The sequence below is a fragment of the Nocardioides sp. WS12 genome (assembly GCF_014108865.1).
Taxonomy (GTDB): Bacteria; Actinomycetota; Actinomycetes; order Propionibacteriales; family Nocardioidaceae; genus Nocardioides.
Map to the genome: position 1 here is coordinate 1,355,472 of NZ_CP053928.1, position 18,048 is coordinate 1,373,519.

Below are 18,048 nucleotides of genomic sequence, written 5' to 3' on the forward strand. Positions count from 1 at the left end.
GACGTGATCGTGGGTGGTCGGGTAGTGCACTACCTGGACTACGGCACCGGTCGGCCGCTCATGCTCGTGCATGGCATGGCTGGGTCCTGGCAGTCCTGGTTGCTCAACCTCGAGGCGCTCGGGGAGCACCACCGCGTGATTGCCGTGGACCTCCCTGGGTTCGGCGGTTCCGAGCCGCTTCCGGCAGGCGCCGACTTCTCCGGATATGTCACCGTTCTTCGTTGCCTGCTCGACGAGCTTGAGATCGAGAGCGTCGCGGTCTTCGGTCATTCACTGGGCGGTCTCGTTGCGCTGTCGTTCGCGGCAGCGCGCCCCGAGCGGACGGCGTGCCTGGTGTTGGTCTCGGCTGGTGGCGTTGAACTGTCGAGGCCGCGGTTGTGGATCATCCGGGCGGCGTTCTGGCTGGTCCGTCTCGTGCTTTTGACGCCGCGAGCCCGACAGGTGCTGGTGCGCAGCGTTGTTGGACGGCTCGCACTCTCTCCGGCGGTCCATCGTTGGCGGGACCTGCCCAGCGAGCTGGTCGCGCAGATGGTGCCCCGAGCGATTGGCCCCGGGTTCATGGAGGCGGTGCGCCTCGGTACGGCCCAGTTGAGGCGTCTGGCTCCGGAACGGGTCGACGTCCCGGTGTTGCTGTTCTGGGGCGAGCGTGACCGCATCCTCCCGCTCGCCGCTGGCCGCAGCCTGGTCGCGTGCCTTGAGCGAGCGCGCCTGGTCGTGCTTGATGACGTTGGCCACTGCGCGATGTTCGAGGCCGCGGACGAGTTCAACGCGCTCGCCCTGGATTTTCTCGCCGAGCAGCAAGCTGCCGACGCGTGGACGAAGCCCGATGGCGGGCGGGGAAAGTGGATCAGGCGATACACGGACAGATGGGCAAGGTACGGCGATGGCAATCTCAGATGAGGACATCGAACAAGGCCGTTCGGAGCTGGCGCATTGGGGGGAGCCGAACCTCAATCCACTGGATGCCCTGATGTGGCGTACGGAGCGGCCGCCGGCCGACTCGTGGACTGGTGTCGTGGTCATCGTGCTCGGTGAGACGCCGACGTGGGAGCGGATCCAGGCTGCCCATCGATGGGGGATCAAGATCGTCCCTCGTTTCGCCGAACGGGTGGTCGAGCCACTGCTGCCGACCGGTCCGCCGATGTGGACGACCGACGAGAACTTCGACCTCGACTACCACCTGCGTCGGGTGCGGCTGCCTGGCGAGGCGACCATGGCCGAGCTCCTCGAGCATGCGCAGCGACTGGGCGTGACGCCGCTCGACCGGTCCCGACCGCCGTGGTCGGCCGTCTTCGTCGAAGGGCTCGAGGGCGGGCGCGCGGCGTACCTCCTCCAGGCGCACCACGTCCTCATGGACGGCGCGGCCGCGACGCAGCTCTTCTCGCGGATCCTTGATCGCGGGCCCGACCAGGCACCGGGAAGCGCGCCGGTCGAGGCCGAGCGTCCACAGGTCTCGCGGAAGGCCGCGACCGAGAACGGTCTGCGCTGGCAGGCTGCGGCAGCCGGAAAGGTCCTGCGCGGCGGGGCGAAGGCGATCGCCCAGGTCGCGTTGGACCCGGGCGCTGCGCTCAGGGGAGCGGGCGCCTACCTTTCGTCCGTGCCGCGGGTGGCGACGCCACCGCCGCGAGCGGAGAGCGAGTTGCTCACGCCTGGGCCGCGTACGAAGTGGCGCTTCGGCAGCCTCGAGTGCGACGTCCAGGACCTCAAGCGCGCAGCCAAGGCATCCGGTGGGACGGTCAACGACGCCTTCGTCTCCGCTGTGCTGGGTGGCCTGCGGAAATACCACGACCGCCACGGTGCGACCCTCGGCGACGTGCCGATCTCGATGCCGGTGTCGATGCGGCGTGACGACGACCCCATGGGGGGCAACCGGTTCACGGGCGCCTTCTTCTCCGCGCCGGCCGGCATCGCGGACCCGACCGCCCGGATCCAGGCCATGCACGAGCGGGTACTGAAGGTCCGCCACGAGCCGGCGCTCGACATCATGAACAAGGTCACGCCGCTGATGAACCTCGCGCCGTCGCCGGTCGTCGCCGCGGCGATCTCCGGGCTCAACGCGGGTGCCACGCTCACCACGAGCAGCTGGCAGGGGGTGTCCTTCCCGACGTACTGGGCCGGGGTGCCCTTCGAGCGGATGTTCGTCTTCGGCCCCCTGCCTGGTACGTCGATGTGCGCCGCCCTGTGCACCCACGAGGGCACCTGCTGCATCGGCATCAACGTCGACGGCGATGTCTTCCCGGACGCCGACGTGCTGTGGGAGTGCCTTCAGGAGGGTCTCGACGAGGTGCTCGCACTCGGTCGGTGACGACCCGGCTTTGACGGGGACACGCCGTCCCGTTATTCTGAGACGCACCACTTCAATATTAAACGCCGTTCGAGGAGTCTGCATGAGTTCCCAGCCGCACGAGATCGTCGCCGCGTTCTACGAAGCCGCCGCCGGGCGTGATGCAGGCGCCCTCGACGCGCTCCTCGAAAGCAGCTTCCACGAGGACGCCGCCGTGCACTGGCCCGAGGGCCTGCCGTACGGCGGTCGCATCGAGGGCCGGGCGATCCTGCGCAAGGTCTTCGCGGGGCTCGCCACGCCGGACCCGGTCATGGGTCCGGAGAACCTCACCGTCGTCTCCGTGGTCGACGGCGGCGGGGACCAGGTCGTCGCCCAGGTCGCGTTCGACTGGCGGGCCAACGGCGCCACGATCGCGTCCGGCGCTCTCGAGCTCTGGACCTTCGCCGGAGGCCTCGTCACCGAGGTCCGCGCCTACTACTGGGACACCGCGGCGTGTCAGGACCTCCTGCGCTGACGGCTGCTGCCTGATCGCGGACCCCAACCAAGGAGAACCATGCATACAGCTGTCATCGTCGACGCCGTTCGCTCGCCGCTCGGCCGCGGACGAGCCCCCCGGGACGGGAAGCCGGGCGGTTCGCTGTCGTCCCTGCACCCCGTCGACCTGCTCGGCCAGGTCATGCGCCAGCTCGTGGAGCGCAACGGCATCGACCCGGCGATGGTCGACGACGTCATCACGGGCTGCGTCAGCCAGGTGGGCGAGCAGTCCGGCCCTGTCGGTCGCTGGGCATGGCTCGCTGCGGGCCTCCCCGAGTCGGTGCCCTCGGTCACCGTCCACCGCGCGTGCGGCTCGAGCCAGCAGGCCGCCGACTTCGCTGCCCAGGGCGTGATGTCGGGTGTGTACGACGTCGTCGTCGCCTCGGGCGTCGAGTCGATGAGCCGCATCCCCATGGGCACCGCCCGGATCGGGCAGGACCCGTTCGGTCCCTCCGTGGCAGAGCGCTACGCCCCCGGGCTGGTGCCCCAGGGCATCTCGGCGGAGATCATCGCGGCGAAGTGGGGCTTCGACCGCACCATGCTCGACGAGTTCTCCGCGCGCTCCCACGAGCTTGCGTGCCGCACCGACGCAAGCGGCGAGATCGTGCCCGTCGTGCTCGCGGACGGCACTGTCGTCAGCACCGACGAGACGCCGCGTCCCGGCACCACGGTCGAGGGCCTCGGCCAGCTGAAGGCGTCGTTCTGGTCCGAGGAGATGGCTGTCCGGTTCCCGGAGCTCGGCTGGCACGTGACGGCAGGCAACTCCTCGCAGCTCACCGACGGTGCGTCCGCGGTGCTGATCATGTCCGAGGAGCGCGCAGCCCAGCTCGGCCTCACTCCGCGCGCCCGGTTCCACTCGTTCGGCCTCGCCGGCGACGACCCGATCCAGATGCTGACGGGCCCGATCCCGGCGACCGAGAAGGTGCTGAAGCGCTCAGGCCTGAGCCTCGACCAGATCGATCACTACGAGGTCAATGAGGCCTTCGCCCCGGTGCCCCTGGCGTGGGCCCACCACTTCGGTGCGGACCTCGACCGTTTGAACCCGCGGGGTGGCGCGATTGCTTTGGGTCACCCCCTGGGCGCCTCCGGTGCCCGGCTGCTGACCACCATGCTCAACGGCCTCGAGGCCAACGGCGGTCGGTACGGCCTGCAGACCATGTGCGAGGCCGGCGGCATGGCCAACGCCACCATCATCGAACGATTCTGAGGAGACTGACGGTGTTCGATTTGACCGACGAGCAGCAAGAACTGCGCAAACTCGCGCGCAAGGTGGCGCGGGATCAGTACGCGCCGCTCGCCCGCGAGATGGATGCAAAGCGCACTCACTTCCCTCGTGAAGAGCGGCAGAAGCTCGCCGAACTGGGCCTGCTGGCGATGTGTCTTCCCGAGGAGTACGGCGGCGCCGGTGCACCCCTGATTGATGCCCTGATCGTGCAGGAGGAGTTCGCGAAGGCGAACCCACTCTGTGCATGGCCGATCTTTGAGGCGAACGCTGGGCCAGCGCGGGTCATCCACCTCTTCGGCACGGAGGCGCAGAAGGCGAGATTTCTGCCGCCGGTCGCCTCCGGCGAGAAGATCATCGCCATCTCGATCTCCGAGCCCGACGCGGGCTCCGCGGCGACCGACGTGAAGACGAAGGCGCGGATCGAGGGCGACGAGGTCGTCATCAACGGCGCCAAGCGCTGGTGCTCCGGTGGCGGTGTCGCCGAGCAGTACCTCGTCTATGTGCGCTTCAGTGACGTGCCCGGAGGCAAGGGTATGGGAGCAGTCGTCGTCGACATTGACACTCCCGGGCTGACGTTCGGTCCGCAGGAGCACCTCATGGGCCACCGCGGGGTGGGCTCGGCCGACATGTTCTTCGATGACGTCCGCGTTCCGCTGGAGAACGTGATCATCGAGGAGGGCGGCTTCGGCAAGCTGTTCACGGCGTTCTCGATCGAGCGGCTTGGCAACAGCACGATGTGCCTCGCCCTTGCTCAGGAGGCGCTCGACCGCACAGCTAAGTACGTGCAGGAGAGGGAGCAGTTCGGCAAGCAGATCGTCGAGTTCCAGGCGACCCAGATCTCGCTCGCCGACATGATCAGCCAGGTCGACATCGCTCGCCTGCTCATCTACCGCGCCGCGCTCGCCGCAGGCACCGGCGCCCCGCAGCAGCTCGAGGCCTCGCTCGCCAAGTGCTACTCCAACGAGATGGTCAAGCGCGTCACCGACCTCGCGATCCAGCTGCACGGTGGCTACGGCTACTCCGAGGAGTACGAGATCGAGCGCATGCACCGCGACGCCGTCGGTTGGGCGATCGCGGGTGGTACGCCGCAGATCCAGCGGACCCGGATCGTCTCCGAGTACCTCGGCCGCCGATTCGACCAGCGGGCCTGACGTGGAGCTCGTCCGGCGACCCGGGTACGACGCGGACCACGACGACTTCACCCAGTCGGTCCGCCGGTTCCTCTCCGACCACCTCGTCGGCGAGCTCGACGCGTGGCGGACCGCCGGACGATTCGCGTCCACGCTGTTCCCTGCCGCCGGCGAGCGGGGCTTCCTCGCCACCACGGTGCCCGAGGACTTGGGCGGCGCAGGCATCGAGGACCCGCGCTTCGCCGCGATCCTCGTGGAGGAGATCGCGGCGACCGGCGCTGCCGGGCTCGCTCTGGTGACGGCTCGCCACGTCGGCGTCGTACTGCCGGCGCTGACGCCACTGGCTGCGGCGCACGGACGCATCGCAACGCTCGTCCAGGGCCTCGCCAGTGGTGAAATGCTGGGTTGCGTCGTGGCGTTGGGGCCGGACCTGCGGGCCGCCGGAGTTCCCGGGGCCGGGGTCGCCGAAGTGTTCCTCGTCGTCGATCCTGCACGACCCGAGGTCTTCCTCGTCCTCGAGCGGGACGCCGTCGACGTGGTCGATGCGCGCCTGCTCGCCGGGAACGAGTCCGCAGTGGCCGATGTCGTCGTTGCCGCCGATGCCCTCGACGGCGACGGACACCCTGCCGCGGGTCTCCGGACGGCTCTCGACCTGTGGTCCGGAGTCGTCAGTGTGGCGGCGGCCCGTGCGGCGTTCGACCTGACCGTCGACTACGTGCAGGAGCGAGCGGTGTTCGGTCGCAAGCTCGCGACCTTTGAGAACACCCGCTTCCGGCTGGCCGAGCTCGGTGCCGAACTGACGGCTGCCCGCGGCCTCGTCGACGAGGCGGTGGGCGGGCTCGCTCTCGGTGGACCGACACCGGCGCTGGCTGCAGCTGCCCGGATCGTCGCGGGCTCCGTGCACGACCGCACTGTCGACCAGGGCATGCAGTTGCACGGGGGCTATGGATACATGCGCGAGTACCCGATCTCCCACGCTTTCGGCGACGCCCGCTTCTTGCGTGTCGTGGCTGATGCGACGAGCGAACCCCGACAGTTGCTCGCGTCGGCTCTTGACCTCTGAACGCGAGCCGTCGCGTGCTTCGAGCGGGCGCTCACATCCCCGCCGCCGCACTTGCAACAAGGAAAGGCCCTGAGCCGTGTACGACGAACTGGACGTCCTTCAGGCCATCAACGACCACGCCATCTGGGCGTGCGCGCTGGGGGCGCTCGCGTTCCTGGCGAACTGGACCTACTTCTACGCCTGCGTGCAGGGTGCCCGTCGCGACCGGTGCTCGCCGATGGCACTGTGGGGCACGACAATTTTCATTGCCCACGACGGCAGCTTCCTCGTCAACGCCGAGCACTGGTGGACGGACTACGACGGCGTCGCGGGGGCGTGGATGCTGCCGTTGTTCTGGTGCGGCCTCATCGTCACGTTCAGCTTCGAGGCCGTCTTCTTCAGCCAGACCGTTCGCTACGGTCGCAACGAGTACGCACCGCGCCTCACCCAGGGCCAGTGGACCGCCTACTGCGTCGCGGCGCTGGCCGTCGGGATCATCTTTTTTGCCGTGGCGAAGGCCTATCTCGACGACCCGATCTACCTGATGACGTTCCTGGTGACCTACGCGATGTGTGCGCCCGCAACCTTCCAGGCGGTGGCACGTCGGGGCGATTCCGCAGGCCTCAGTCCCTTGCTCACCACCACCTACCTCCTCATCGGTGTCTTCTTCGTAGGTCTCACCACCGGCGTCATCGGCAGTGAGCCCGCCGGAGCGCCGTTCCGTGACGGACTGTGGCTCCTCTGCAGCGTCGTCGTCCTCGCCATGGCGGTCGTCCTCATCCGGCTCCAGCGCACGCTGCCGCCGCCCGGGACTACGTTCGTTGGACGAGACGGGCGCGCGGGACATGAAGCCGAGTCACGTGCTAGGTGAGGCAGCCGGCGTCCTGCTCGTCCGACGCAGGTGGTGCTCAAGCAGCAAGAGGTAGCTTACCGACAGCGTCACGAGGGATCCGGCCAGCGCCCAGAAGTGGGCGTTGTTGAACAGCTCCGGCGACAGGGCCGGGAACAGGCCGAGGGCCAGCCCGCCGGGGCCGATGACTGTTGCCCAGGCGAAGGCACGGGAATGACCTCGGGCCGATCCGCGGGCCAGGATCCACGGCACCAGGAAGACGACGGCCACGATCTGGGTGGCCGCGAGGCTGATCAGCTTCAGCGGGTCGTCCACGACGGACTGCAGCCACCACAGACCGACGAACGCGAAGGCCTGCAGGACCAGGTAGGACCCGACGAACATCCAGCGGGGAAGATCGGGCGCGACCAGTGGCTGGCCGAACGCGAGGTACTGGCGCACGAGCATCAGCTCGATGCCGACCGAGATGACCATGCCGATCCAGAAGATCGTGAAGTACCAGACGTCGACCTCGTGCAGCCAGTAGTCGGCCCGCAGCGCGAAGGTGCCGTCATGGGCGAGCAGGAACGCAGTCATGCCGATCGGTGCCGCCGGCACGCGGTCGCGCCGGCCGCAGCGGAAGGCCTGGACGATCTGGACGAAACCGGTCGCCCACGCGATCGCGGTGAACACCAGCAGCGGCAGGTAGGGGTCGTTGATCCGGTCGATCACGTCGTTCGGGTCGTACATGGTGCTCCGCTCCTCAGCAGTCAGTGAGCGCGGTCTGGGCGGCGAGTCGTCCCGGCCACCCGCTGACGCCACCACCGGGGTGCGACCCCGCTCCCGCGTGGAAGTATCCGGGCACCGGGCCGCGGTACCCGCCGAGTCCGGGGGCCGGTCGGTTCATGGCCAGGCGCAGCGGCGTCATGTCGACGTGGAAGTACGAGCCGTTGGGGGTCGCGTAGAGCGAGCCGAAGTCGGCGGGGGAGGTGACGACCCGCCCGATCTCGCTGTCGAGCCCGGACAGGTGCACCGACGCTGCGTCGAGGACGGCGCGGGCGTAATGGTCCCGTTCCACCGCCCAGTCCTCCCGCGGCTGCGCCGGCACGTTCGAGGCGATGTAGAGGACGTCCTGCCCGTCCGGAGCAACGCTCGGGTCGAGGCCGGAGAGGACGGACAGGTAGCAGGGCGGCTGCAGCAGGCTCTGGCCGCGACGGATCAGCGCCAGCTGCTCGATCTGCTCGTCGAAGGTGCCGGTCATCAGTGACACGGTGCGCAGGTCGTGGCCGTCGATCCGGTCGCGTGCAGCCTGTGCGATCGGGAAGTCGACGCGACCGGCGAGAGCGAGGTCGATCTTGAACGTCGCCGAGTTGTTGCCGCTCGCCGGCAGCATCGCGACCTTGGTACGCACGCTCGAGTCGGCGACGCCGTCGGCGAGGAGGTGCCCGTACGCCGACTGCGGAGGTACGGCGGCCAGCACCCCGCGGCGGGCGCCGATCGTCGTACCGTCGGCCAGGCGGACGCCGCGTGCCGCTCCCTGCTCGACGACCACCTCGGTGACCTCGACTCCGGTGCGGAACTGCACGCCCAGCGATCGGGCCCGGCCCTCGAGGGAGCCGGAGATCGAGCGCATGCCGCCGCGTGGTCGCTGCACGCCGGGCCTGCTGTGGACCGCTGCCAGCCCGACGCAGTAGAAGCCGCCACCGTCGGCGTCGATCGGGCCGATCATGCTGCCCCAGTAGGTCGCCAGCGAGCGCATCTTGTCGCTCTCGAAGGTGTCGGCCATCAGCTCGACGAGGTTGCTCGTCATGATCTGGCCGAGTCGCCGACGGGTGGCGCGGTCGGGCGCGAGGCGCAACAGGTGGCGCCCGAGCTCGCGCTTGGGCAGGGCAGCGGGGTGGCGCGACATCACGCTCACCAGGGCGCGGAAGATCCACGACAGCGCCGGCTGCAGCTCGGCGTACGTGCGGGCGTCGGCCGTCGAGAACCGGCGGATCTCAGCGAGCGTGCGCTCGAGGTCGGCGAACAGCAACAGGGTCTCGCCGTCGGGCCCGAGCCATCCGTACGGGGCAGGCACGGTGATCGTGGAGAACCCGTGGTCGCGCAGGCGCAGGTCGTCGACGATCGAGGTGCAGGACATGAACATGTCGTCCATCGCGCCGAGGCTCAACCAGTGGTCCGGTGCGGCGGGGAGATGGGGGTGGCTGGTCGAGAGCCCGCCCAGGATCGGCTGTTGTTCGAGGACCAGGACGGAAGCGCCGGCAGCGCCCAGCGTGCAGGCGGCGCTGAGGCCGTTGTGTCCGCCTCCGATGATCACGAAGTCGTGACTCGATGCCATGTGGTCCTCCTGAAGTGATGCGGCGTCAGAACGACAGATCCTGTACAAGTGACGCCTTTCTGACTAGTCTCGTCTCAGAAATGTCACCTGTCCACCCCTGGAAAGAAGATCGCCATGGAAGCGCGCGTGCACCGGGTCCTGATCTGGACCGGTCCCCTGATGGTGGCCATCTGGTTCGCCACCTTCATCTTCGTGATGGGCTTCTTCCCGCCCTCAGCGCCCAGCGCCAGCGCCGAGGAGATCAAGCAGCTCTACGCCGACGACCCGACCCTGATCCGGCTCGGCCTCGTCGTCGTGATGGCCGCCTCGGCGCTGCTGGTGCCCTGGGCCGCTGCCATCTCGGGTCAGCTCAAGCGGATCGAGGGCGCCCGCGTCCTCGCGGCGACGCAGCTCGTGTCGTGCGGCCTGCTGTCCCTGGAGTTCATCACACCCATCGGCGTCTGGATGGCCGCGGCCTTCCGGTACGACGAGCGCCCTGCAGCCGTCACCCAGGCCCTGCACGACGTGGGCTGGATCCTCTTCGTCACCGTCATCTGGTCGCTGTGGATGCAGATGTGGTGCATCGTCGCGGCGATCCTCATCGACCGTCGCGAGGAGCCGGTGCTGCCGCGCTGGCTCGCGTACCTGACGGCCTGGGCGGCGGTCCTGATCACCCCTGCCGGGCTGGTTCTCTTCTTCAAGGACGGACCCTTCGCGTGGGACGGCATCGTCGGGATTTACATCCCGCTGGCAGCGTTCGCGATCTGGATGGTCTGCATCAGCCGCGAGGTGCACCGCGCGTTGACTCGCCAGATCGCCGAAGGCACCGAGCCCGGCTGAGGCTGCAGGCCGAGGTCGGCTCACTAGGCTCCGCACCATGGATGCGCCCACCGCCCGCCTGGTCCGCGGCGCGCGTGATGCCTTCCTCGACCACGGGATCGAGGCGACCACGATGGCGGATGTCGCCCGGGCCGCGGGCGTCGTCCGGCAGACCGTCTACAAGTCGGTCTCGAACCGCGATGACCTCGTCGAGCTCGCCATGGTCCAGGTGTGCGAGGAGCTCCAGGCGAGGGTGGACGCCTTCGACCACGCGGCGTACGACGACCTCGGGGACCGGCTCGCCGAGTTCCTCGCTAGTGCGGTCGAGGTGACCGCCGGATCCGGCGAGCTCGCCGCACTGTCCGCTGCGTTGCCCGAGGAGAGGGTGCAGTCCGTCTTCGCCGGGTCGCGGCCGCTGGAGGTCCTGATCGGCCAGAGCCTGCACCCGATTCTCGACGCGGCCGCAGCGACCGGCCGCCTGCGTCCCGGGGCCAGCGTGGATCTCGCGTCCCGCTGGCTGCAGGGCGTGCTGGCCCTGTTCCTGCTCGGGGAGTACGACGACCCGGGACGCCTGCGCCGGGAGCTGCGACGGTTCGCGGTGCCCTCGGTGCTGGTGGACTGAGGGCTCAGTCGGCGAGGAACTCGAGCAGGTGCTCGTCCAGCGCTGCCGGTGCTTCGAACATCGGGTAGTGCCCGCACGCGGGGATCGCCAGCAGGCGGGTGTCGGCCAGGTGCTCGGCCAGCCACCGGGCGCCGCGGGCCGAGTGCACCGGGTCGTCCTCGCCGATGACCTGCAGGACCGGCATCGTGACGGCTGGCAGGTCGTCGACCAGGTCCGCGCTGAGCATCGAGCGGTAGCAGGCCACGGCTGCCCAGGACGGCATCTGCAGCGACTGGGCGACCATCCAGTCAACTAGTGCCGGGGACGGCTCTGTGCCGAATCCGCCCGCGATCGTCGTACGACGGGCGGCGAAGCGGTCGCGGGTCTCCAGGTCGACCATCGCGGCGATCGTCGGCCCGGGCGGGGCGCCGAAGGGGAAGGCCTCGCTGCGGCTCGCCCGCACGGCGTTGGAGCCGACGAGCACGAGGCGGTGCACCCGGTTCGGGGCTGCCGCGGCGGTCCGGAAGGCCACCTGGCCCCCGAAGGACCAGCCGACCAGCGAGCACCGTTCCACGCCGAGTGCGTCGAGCACGGCCATGAGGTCGTCGCTGAGCCCCTGTGCGTCGTACCCGGTCAGTGGCTTGTCGGACCGGCCGTGGCCGCGCTGGTCGATGGCGATCACTCGGTGCCCGGCGGCGCAGAGCACCCGCACCTGGCGGTCCCAGGCCTCGTGGGTCATTCCGAACCCGGGCACGAGAACGACCGGCGGCCGGGTGGACGGCGTGCCGAGGTCCTGGATGAAGACCCGGACGCCGGGCTCGACCTCGATCAGCGTCATGACTTCACTGCCGGGGCGATCCGCTGCTCGAGCGTGCCGACCGCCATCGTCCCGGTGGCCGTGCTGCATCGACGGCCCCGGGCGTCGTGGACGACGACTTCGATGGTCTGGAGGTTGCGTCCGCTGTGGATCGCTGACGCGGTCATCGTCAGGGGCTCGATGGCAGGCCGGTGGTAGTGCACCTGCAGCACGGCGGTGACCGGCATGCTGCCGGTCGGGGCGATGCGGGCACCCATGACGCCCATGATCTGGTCGACGGCGAGGGCCACGATGCCGCCGTTGACCGCACCGTTCGGGTTCAGGGGGAAGGGCGTCCCGACGAAGTCGAACGCGGCTTCGGTGAGTCCCATCGACCGACAGTGCAGCCCGGCGGCCGAGAACGTGGGGTAGGCATCCGCCCACGTGATCCAGGCGTCGTCCGGGTCCTCGTGGCGGGGAAGGGTGCGCATCTGGGCCGTCGTGTCCATGGGGGCTCCCGCTCGCGGTTGCTTATTGATCCTTGTCGTCGCAATAATAGCGGATCGATGGTCCTCCCGGGCCGGACGAAGGAGAACCCGATGAGTGATGTCCACCAGACCCTCCGGCTCACGACCGACGCCGAGGGCGTCTGCGAGATCGTGTTGTCGCGGCCCGAGGTGATGAACCGGTTCGACCCCGAGCTCCACCACGAGCTGACCCGGGTGCTGCGCGAGATCGCAGCGGACACCTCGATCCGCGCCGTCGTGCTGGCCTCCACGGGCAAGGCATTCTCCGCAGGCGGCGACTTCGAGCTGATGGAGGCCGCGCACAAGGACGCAGCCGTACGGCGCGAGATCATCGGCGACGCCCGGCATCTCCTCGACGCCTTCCTCGCCCTGCCGCAGCCGATCGTGGTTGCCGTCCAGGGACCTGCGATCGGTCTGGGCGCGACCGTCGCGATGCTGTGTGACGCAGTGGTGGCCGCCCGGTCCGCGGTGTTGGCCGACACCCACGTCGCCATCGGCCTGGTTGCAGGGGACGGCGGCTGCCTGGTGTGGCCGCAGGCGATGGGCATGACGCGCGCTCGACGCCACCTGCTGACAGGGGATCCGCTGGACGCCGAGACGGCGCTCCGGGTCGGGGTCGTCACCGACCTCGTCGAGACCCCCGAGGAGGCCCACCCGGCCGCGACCGAGATCGCCCGGCGGATGGCGCGACTCGCGCCGCTCGCCGTACAAGGCACCAAGCGGGCCCTCAACCAGGTCTCGCGTCAGCGGGCCGACGAGGTCGTCGACCTCGCCCTGGCCTTCGAGGAGCAGACCCTCGGCAGCGAGGACCTGCTGGAGGGGATCGCGTCGTTCAGGGAGCGGCGCAGCCCGCGCTTCGCGGGCCGCTGAAGCCCCGTCGTGGCGTGGTGCCGGGGTGGCTGCCGCGCCACGACGGTCAGAGGCCGAGCTGTTGGGCGACGATGACCTTCATGATCTCGCTCGACCCGGCGTAGATCCGGCTGACCCGTCCGTCGAGGTAGGCGTTGCCGATCTTTGATTCGACGGAGTATGCCGTTCGCGGGTCGGAGATGGAGAGGCAACGGTCGACCACCCTGCCCTGGAGTTCGGTGCAGAACAGCTTGACCAGGGCGGCGTCCGCCACGCTGAGCCGGTCGGCGACGTGGTCCGTGATCGCGTGGTCGACGAGCGACTGACCGGCCGCGACCTCGGTGGCGCAGGCCGCGAGGACGAATTTCGCCTCTTGGCCGGCTCCGGTCCCGCGAAGGGCGGACGCCGTCCATTCCAAGGCGGCGACCGCTGCGGCCTGAGAGTTGGCGGCAACGGACAGCCGCTCGTGGGCCAGGTTGGAGGACAAGTAGCGAAAGCCCTGGTTCTCCTCGCCGAGGAGGCACTCGACAGGAACGCGCATCTCGGTGAAGGACAATTCGGCGAGGTCCTGGGCTGCGACGCCGAGCTTGTCCAGCTTTCGCCCGCGTGCGAAGCCTGGAGTTGTTGTGTCGACGAGCAGCAGGCTGATGCCGTCGCGACCCGCCGCGGGGTCCGTCTTCGCCGCGAGGATCAGCAAGTCGGTGGCCGCGCCGTTGGAGATGAACGTCTTGGCGCCATTGACGACAAAGTGGTCGCCGTCGCGCTCGGCCCTTGTTGTGATGGCCTTGACGTCGGAGCCGGCGCCCGGTTCCGATATGCCCAGCGCGACGACGACGTCACCGGCGCACATTCGCGGGAGCCATTGCTGCCGCTGCTCGTGCGAGGCGTGGTGCAACAGGTAGGGCACGCAGATGTCGGTGTGCACCCGAAGGCCGCCGATGGCCAGGCCCAGGCGCTGGATCTCTTCTGTCACGACGACGCTGTGCCGGAAGTCGGAGCCCGGCGTGCCGCCGTATTCCTCCGGCACGCCGATGCCGAGGACACCCAGTGCGCCCATGCCCTTCCAGAAGCCGTCGGACGGTCGGCCGGTTGAAATCCAGGCGGGATACTCCGGGACGACCTCCTCCTCGAGGAAAGCGCGAACGGTCGCGCGGAAGGTCTCGTGCTCGGTGCCGAGGACGGTACGGGTCAGCATGGCGCTCCTCCTTTGAAATCGGGGCGCTGGTTGACGTGCGTCCCGACGACTTCCTAGTATTGAGACAAGCAGGTTCAGAAACAAGTCGTGCGGTCACCTGGATCGTTCGGTGTGGGCCTGGAGGGAGCGCCATGTCGAGTCAGTCGGATGCACCTGGTGTCCTGGTCGAACGCCACGGCCGTGTCGTCGTCGCTCAGCTCAACCGGCCCGAACAGCTCAATGCTCTGTCGCCGGCGCTGATGGACGAGTTGCTCGCTACCCTGCGGATGCTCGATGCGGACAGCACTGTCGGAGCGGTCGTGATCGCTGGCCACGAGCGTGCGTTCGTTGCCGGCGCCGACATCAAGGGCATGCGCTCGCGAACCCTTCACGAGGTGCTCGCCGCACCTGCGAGTCGCTTCTGGATGCGCCTTGCTGACATCGAGGCGCCGCTCGTCGCTGCTGTGTCCGGGCCAGCCTTCGGCGGCGGCTGTGAGCTGGCGCTCGCCTGTGACCTCGTCGTGGCCTCGGAGACCGCCCGGTTCTCCCAGGCCGAGATCAAGGTCGGCATCCTGCCCGGCGGCGGCGGGACCCAGCGTCTGGCTCGCACGATCGGCAAGCACCGCGCGATGGAGATGGTCCTCACCGGCCGCCCGGTCTCGGCGCAGGAAGCCTGCACCCTCGGTTTCGTGAACCGCGTGGTCGCCCCCGCCGACTGGCGTGACGAGGCGATTGCGCTGGCCCAGGAGGTTGCTGCAGGACCGCCGATCGCGATCCGGCTCGCGAAGAGGGCGGTGCTGGCGGCCGAGGAGAGCGCCCTGTCGCTGGGGATGCTCGCCGAACGAAAGCTGATGGAGCTGGCATTCGCCAGTGAAGACCGCGTGGAGGGCATGACGGCGTTCGTTGAGCGCCGACCTCCCCGGTGGTCCGGACGATGAAGACGGAGAAGGCGGAGACAGACATGAGCGCACGAGGTTTCACCGAGGAGCAGGAGGAGTTCGCGGCGGCTGTCCGTCAGTTCGCGGCGAAGGAGTGCGGGACCCGGGAGCAGCGTTCGGCTCTGACGGACGACAACCGGGAGCAGCACCACGACTCGGTCTACGCAAAGCTCGCCGCCGCCGGATACCTCGGCGTCTCGATTCCTGAGGAGTACGGCGGGAGCGGAGGCGGGATCATCGAGCAGGTCATCCTGTTCGAGGAGTTGTGGCGGGGCATGGTCCCGGTGCACGGTGCCGGCACGTCCCACACCGTCGCCGGCGTCTACAAGCGTTACGCCTCCGAGCAGCAGAAGAAGGACGTCCTCGGGGCGATCTGCTCGGGCGAGGTCATGTCGATCAGCATCTCCGAGCCGGGGGCAGGCTCGGACGCAGCGGCTGTCTCCTGCAGGGCCGTCCGCGACGGCGACGTCTTCCGGATCAACGGTCAGAAGACCTGGTGTTCCGACGCGCAGTTCGCCGCGAAGATCCTTCTCGTCGCCCGCACTGGTCGCGGTGACCGTCCGCACGACGGGCTCACCATGTTCGAGATCCCGACCTCCACCCCGGGCCTGGAGATCAGGCCGATCCGGACAATGGGCGGTGGCGCTGAGGTCAACGACCTGTTCTTCACCGACGTGGAGGTTCCGGTGTCGGCGGTCATTGGTGAGGAGGGCGGCGCTTGGAAGCAGGTCATGTCCGGGCTCAACGGGGAGCGCATCGTCTGCGCCGCTCAGGGACTGGGGATGGCGCAGCGCTCCTTCGATGATGTGTTGGGCTATCTGCGCGAGCGTGAGCAGTTCGGCGCTCCCATCGGGTCCTTCCAAGCAGTCCGCCACCGCATGGCCGACCTCGCCATCGAGATCGAGGCGGCTCGCGCCCTCACCTACGCGACCGCGCACCGCGTTGCCGCCGGTGACGGGCCTCCCGAGCAACTGATCCGTGCGACGTCGATGGCCAAGGTCAAGGTCACCGAGACGGCCAAACGGGTGGCGCTGGAGGGAATCCAGTTGATGGGTGGCTACGGCTACACGCTGGAGTTCGACATGGAGCGCCACCTCCGACTGGCCATTCCCGCGACCATCTACGCCGGCACGAACGAGATCCAGCGCGACATCATCTCGGCCACCTTCGGTCTGCGGCCACCCCGAGACAGATAAAAAATGCTGCCCGTCTCAAAAAAGACGGTAGCGAGAGTAACCGGGATCACACTTCGTCGTTTACTATTGAGTTATACAGTTCTATAAATGTAGGGGAGTTGAGGAATGGCCACCACTGTCAGGCCACCCAAGGCCACTCCGGTGCGCGCAAAGTTCGTGCCGTTAGGTGGGTTCTTTGCTCTAGCGGGCGATTCGCTGCGTGCGATGTTCCGTCGCCCATTCGCCGTGGGGGAGTTCCTCGAGCAAACGGTCTTCATCGCAAGCGTGTCCTTCCTGCCGGCGATCTTCGTGACGATCCCGTTCACGGTCGTCGTCCAGTTCTTCATCAACCAGCTCCTTCAGGAGATCGGCGCCACGGACCTCTCGGGTGCCGGCGCCGGTCTGGTCGTCATCCAGGAGCTCGGCCCGTTCTGCAGTGTCCTGGTGGTCGCAGGCGCTGGCGCCACAGCGGTGTGCGCCGACCTCGGCGCGCGCAAGATTCGCGAGGAACTGGACGCGATGGAGGTGCTCGGCCTCGACCCCATGCAGCGCCTGGTTGCTCCCCGAATCCTTGCCTTTGTCGTGGTTTCCCTCGGTCTCTACGGGATCGTCTGTGTGGTCGGATTGATCGGCACCTACATCTTCGCGGTCACACTTGGCGGCGCCAGCCCCGGCCTGTTCGTCGCCAACCTGACCCTGGTCACGGGCACCGGTGCCTTCATCACAGCTCTGATCAAGACAGCGCTCTTCGGAGTCGCCGCCGCCCTTGTCGCCTGCTACCTCGGCATGAACGCCAAGGGCGGGCCCAAGGGCGTGGGTGAAGCCGTGAATCAGACCGTGGTCCTGACTCTCATGGTGCTGCTGGTCATCAACTCGACGATCACCACTGTCTACTTGCAGCTGGGAGGCTGACATGGCACTCGCCGGTATGACCGAGGAGCGTACGGCGCTCAGCGCGGAGATCCGGGCGCGTCAGGTGGCAGCTCTCAAGCGCATCGTCACCACGCCTGGCCGAACCCTGTTCCACAGCGGTGAGCAAGTGCGGTTCTATGCCGCCGCGTTCAGGGGCATTCCGTACGCGCTGATGCACTACCGACGCGAGGTCCTGCGGCTCATCTCGACGGTCGCCTTCGGCAGCGGCGCGATCGCGTTGGTCGGAGGCACGATCGTGGTTGTTTCCTTCCTCACCGCCTTCGCCGGCATCGAGCTCGGGCTCCAGGGCTACTCCCAGCTCAGCAACATTGGGGTGGAGGCGCTCAGCGGGTTCATCTCCGCCTACATCAACACCAGGTTGGCCGCACCGGCGCTGGCGGGCATCGCCCTGACCGCGACCGTCGGGGCCGGTTTCACTGCCCAGCTCGGCGCGATGCGGGTCAGCGAGGAGATCGACGCCCTCGAGGTCATGTCCATCAAGTCGATTCCGTACCTGGTGAGCACCCGGATCGTCGCGGGACTCGTCTCGATCGTCCCGCTCTACGCTGTGGCGCTGCTGGCGTCTTATGCCGCTACGCGGCTGGTGGTGACCATCGGTTTCGGCCAGTCCAGCGGTGCATACCAGCACTACTTCAACACCTTCCTGATCCCGGGAGACATCGTGCTCTCATTCGTGAAGGTGATGTGCATGTCCGTCGTGATCATGGCTGTCTGCTGCTACTACGGGTACACAGCAAAGGGCGGCCCAGCCGGCGTCGGGCAAGCAGTCGGGAGCGCCGTCCGGCTCTCCCTCATCGCCATCCTGTTCGCGGACATGCTGCTGAGCTTCGCGCTCTACGGCTCGTCCAACAGCCTCAACATCACCGGGTGATCCA

At 68.4% G+C, this 18,048-nt stretch carries 19 protein-coding genes; 14 read left to right on the forward strand and 5 right to left on the reverse strand.

Annotated elements, in window-relative coordinates:
• Nucleotides 1-60 precede the first annotated feature (60 nt).
• The 7 genes from HRC28_RS06295 (at nt 61) to HRC28_RS06325 (ending at nt 7,086) form a co-directional block, all read left to right on the forward strand.
• Nucleotides 61-900, forward strand: coding sequence for an alpha/beta fold hydrolase (locus HRC28_RS06295; protein WP_272902678.1), 840 nt, complete (start codon nt 61-63; stop codon nt 898-900).
• Nucleotides 884-2,305 carry a wax ester/triacylglycerol synthase domain-containing protein gene (locus HRC28_RS06300; protein WP_182379294.1) on the forward strand — a complete coding sequence of 474 codons (1,422 nt, stop codon included), beginning with the start codon at nt 884-886 and terminating at the stop codon, nt 2,303-2,305. The genes HRC28_RS06295 and HRC28_RS06300 overlap by 17 nt, the downstream gene beginning before the upstream one ends.
• 82 nt (nt 2,306-2,387) lie before the next feature.
• Entirely contained in the window at nt 2,388-2,798 is a 411-nt protein-coding gene (locus HRC28_RS06305; RefSeq protein WP_182379295.1) for a nuclear transport factor 2 family protein, read from the forward strand.
• 39 nt (nt 2,799-2,837) lie between these two features.
• On the forward strand, nt 2,838-4,025 hold the full coding sequence (locus HRC28_RS06310; protein ID WP_182379296.1) for a thiolase family protein: 1,188 nt from the start codon (nt 2,838-2,840) through the stop codon (nt 4,023-4,025).
• Between the two features lie 11 nt (nt 4,026-4,036).
• The gene (locus tag HRC28_RS06315) at nt 4,037-5,194 is read left to right on the forward strand and encodes an acyl-CoA dehydrogenase family protein (protein WP_182379297.1); all 1,158 of its coding nucleotides are present in this window, start codon (nt 4,037-4,039) and stop codon (nt 5,192-5,194) included.
• 1 nt (nt 5,195) lies between these two features.
• Nucleotides 5,196-6,236, forward strand: coding sequence for an acyl-CoA dehydrogenase family protein (locus HRC28_RS06320; RefSeq protein WP_182379298.1), 1,041 nt, complete (start codon nt 5,196-5,198; stop codon nt 6,234-6,236).
• 76 nt (nt 6,237-6,312) lie between these two features.
• A complete protein-coding gene (locus HRC28_RS06325) occupies nt 6,313-7,086 on the forward strand; it encodes a hypothetical protein (RefSeq protein WP_182379299.1) in 774 nt (257 codons plus the stop codon).
• Here the strand turns inward: HRC28_RS06325 and HRC28_RS06330 are convergent.
• Both HRC28_RS06330 and HRC28_RS06335 read right to left on the reverse strand, forming a co-directional pair.
• Nucleotides 7,072-7,794, reverse strand: coding sequence for a hypothetical protein (locus HRC28_RS06330; RefSeq protein ID WP_182379300.1), 723 nt, complete (start codon nt 7,792-7,794; stop codon nt 7,072-7,074). The two genes, HRC28_RS06325 and HRC28_RS06330, sit on opposite strands and share 15 nt — an antisense overlap.
• 13 nt (nt 7,795-7,807) lie before the next feature.
• Nucleotides 7,808-9,382, reverse strand: coding sequence for an NAD(P)/FAD-dependent oxidoreductase (locus HRC28_RS06335; RefSeq protein ID WP_182379301.1), 1,575 nt, complete (start codon nt 9,380-9,382; stop codon nt 7,808-7,810).
• A gap of 114 nt (nt 9,383-9,496) precedes the next feature.
• On the opposite strand from HRC28_RS06335, the gene HRC28_RS06340 reads away from it, so the two are divergent.
• Both HRC28_RS06340 and HRC28_RS06345 read left to right on the forward strand, forming a co-directional pair.
• Nucleotides 9,497-10,201, forward strand: coding sequence for a hypothetical protein (locus tag HRC28_RS06340; RefSeq protein ID WP_182379302.1), 705 nt, complete (start codon nt 9,497-9,499; stop codon nt 10,199-10,201).
• 37 nt (nt 10,202-10,238) lie between these two features.
• Nucleotides 10,239-10,802 (forward strand): TetR/AcrR family transcriptional regulator, encoded by a 564-nt coding sequence (locus HRC28_RS06345; protein ID WP_182379303.1) that lies wholly within the window; start codon nt 10,239-10,241, stop codon nt 10,800-10,802.
• Nucleotides 10,803-10,806: 4 nt separating this feature from the next.
• Here HRC28_RS06345 and HRC28_RS06350 read toward each other — a convergent pair whose 3' ends face one another.
• Both HRC28_RS06350 and HRC28_RS06355 read right to left on the reverse strand, forming a co-directional pair.
• Nucleotides 10,807-11,619, reverse strand: coding sequence for an alpha/beta hydrolase (locus HRC28_RS06350; protein ID WP_182379304.1), 813 nt, complete (start codon nt 11,617-11,619; stop codon nt 10,807-10,809).
• Nucleotides 11,616-12,086: a PaaI family thioesterase gene (locus HRC28_RS06355; RefSeq protein ID WP_182379305.1), complete on the reverse strand. Its 471-nt coding sequence runs from the start codon at nt 12,084-12,086 to the stop codon at nt 11,616-11,618. Before HRC28_RS06355 ends, HRC28_RS06350 begins: the two co-directional genes overlap by 4 nt.
• Before the next feature lie 90 nt (nt 12,087-12,176).
• On the opposite strand from HRC28_RS06355, the gene HRC28_RS06360 reads away from it, so the two are divergent.
• A complete protein-coding gene (locus tag HRC28_RS06360; protein ID WP_182379306.1) occupies nt 12,177-12,974 on the forward strand; it encodes an enoyl-CoA hydratase-related protein in 798 nt (265 codons plus the stop codon).
• A gap of 46 nt (nt 12,975-13,020) precedes the next feature.
• Here the strand turns inward: HRC28_RS06360 and HRC28_RS06365 are convergent, their stop codons facing one another.
• Nucleotides 13,021-14,148, reverse strand: a complete 1,128-nt coding sequence (locus tag HRC28_RS06365) for an acyl-CoA dehydrogenase family protein (protein WP_202033239.1) — start codon at nt 14,146-14,148, stop codon at nt 13,021-13,023.
• 131 nt (nt 14,149-14,279) lie between these two features.
• Here HRC28_RS06365 and HRC28_RS06370 point away from each other — a divergent pair, with 131 nt between their 5' ends.
• From HRC28_RS06370 to HRC28_RS06385, 4 genes are all read left to right on the forward strand, one after another.
• Nucleotides 14,280-15,065 (forward strand): enoyl-CoA hydratase-related protein, encoded by a 786-nt coding sequence (locus tag HRC28_RS06370; protein ID WP_182379307.1) that lies wholly within the window; start codon nt 14,280-14,282, stop codon nt 15,063-15,065.
• A 23-nt stretch (nt 15,066-15,088) separates the two neighbouring features.
• Nucleotides 15,089-16,261: an acyl-CoA dehydrogenase family protein gene (locus HRC28_RS06375; protein WP_182379308.1), complete on the forward strand. Its 1,173-nt coding sequence runs from the start codon at nt 15,089-15,091 to the stop codon at nt 16,259-16,261.
• 105 nt (nt 16,262-16,366) lie between these two features.
• Nucleotides 16,367-17,152, forward strand: a complete 786-nt coding sequence (locus HRC28_RS06380) for an ABC transporter permease (RefSeq protein WP_182379309.1) — start codon at nt 16,367-16,369, stop codon at nt 17,150-17,152.
• A 1-nt stretch (nt 17,153) separates the two neighbouring features.
• Nucleotides 17,154-18,044: an ABC transporter permease gene (locus HRC28_RS06385; RefSeq protein ID WP_182379310.1), complete on the forward strand. Its 891-nt coding sequence runs from the start codon at nt 17,154-17,156 to the stop codon at nt 18,042-18,044.
• Nucleotides 18,045-18,048 lie beyond the last annotated feature (4 nt).

Excerpts from the sequence above, each read along its gene's own strand:
- HRC28_RS06310 (WP_182379296.1), top strand. The coding sequence starts at position 2,838 with ATGCATACAGCTGTCATCGTCGACGCCGTTCGCTCGCCGCTCGGCCGC.
- HRC28_RS06380 (WP_182379309.1), top strand. The coding sequence starts at position 16,367 with ATGGCCACCACTGTCAGGCCACCCAAGGCCACTCCGGTGCGCGCAAAG.
- HRC28_RS06350 (WP_182379304.1), bottom strand. The coding sequence starts at position 11,619 with ATGACGCTGATCGAGGTCGAGCCCGGCGTCCGGGTCTTCATCCAGGAC.
- HRC28_RS06370 (WP_182379307.1), top strand. The coding sequence starts at position 14,280 with ATGTCGAGTCAGTCGGATGCACCTGGTGTCCTGGTCGAACGCCACGGC.
- HRC28_RS06335 (WP_182379301.1), bottom strand. The coding sequence starts at position 9,382 with ATGGCATCGAGTCACGACTTCGTGATCATCGGAGGCGGACACAACGGC.
- HRC28_RS06295 (WP_272902678.1), top strand. The coding sequence starts at position 61 with ATGCTCGTGCATGGCATGGCTGGGTCCTGGCAGTCCTGGTTGCTCAAC.
- HRC28_RS06305 (WP_182379295.1), top strand. The coding sequence starts at position 2,388 with ATGAGTTCCCAGCCGCACGAGATCGTCGCCGCGTTCTACGAAGCCGCC.
- HRC28_RS06345 (WP_182379303.1), top strand. The coding sequence starts at position 10,239 with ATGGATGCGCCCACCGCCCGCCTGGTCCGCGGCGCGCGTGATGCCTTC.
- HRC28_RS06375 (WP_182379308.1), top strand. The coding sequence starts at position 15,089 with ATGAGCGCACGAGGTTTCACCGAGGAGCAGGAGGAGTTCGCGGCGGCT.
- HRC28_RS06300 (WP_182379294.1), top strand. The coding sequence starts at position 884 with ATGGCAATCTCAGATGAGGACATCGAACAAGGCCGTTCGGAGCTGGCG.
- HRC28_RS06340 (WP_182379302.1), top strand. The coding sequence starts at position 9,497 with ATGGAAGCGCGCGTGCACCGGGTCCTGATCTGGACCGGTCCCCTGATG.
- HRC28_RS06365 (WP_202033239.1), bottom strand. The coding sequence starts at position 14,148 with ATGCTGACCCGTACCGTCCTCGGCACCGAGCACGAGACCTTCCGCGCG.
- HRC28_RS06385 (WP_182379310.1), top strand. The coding sequence starts at position 17,154 with ATGGCACTCGCCGGTATGACCGAGGAGCGTACGGCGCTCAGCGCGGAG.
- HRC28_RS06330 (WP_182379300.1), bottom strand. The coding sequence starts at position 7,794 with ATGTACGACCCGAACGACGTGATCGACCGGATCAACGACCCCTACCTG.
- HRC28_RS06360 (WP_182379306.1), top strand. The coding sequence starts at position 12,177 with ATGAGTGATGTCCACCAGACCCTCCGGCTCACGACCGACGCCGAGGGC.
- HRC28_RS06355 (WP_182379305.1), bottom strand. The coding sequence starts at position 12,086 with ATGGACACGACGGCCCAGATGCGCACCCTTCCCCGCCACGAGGACCCG.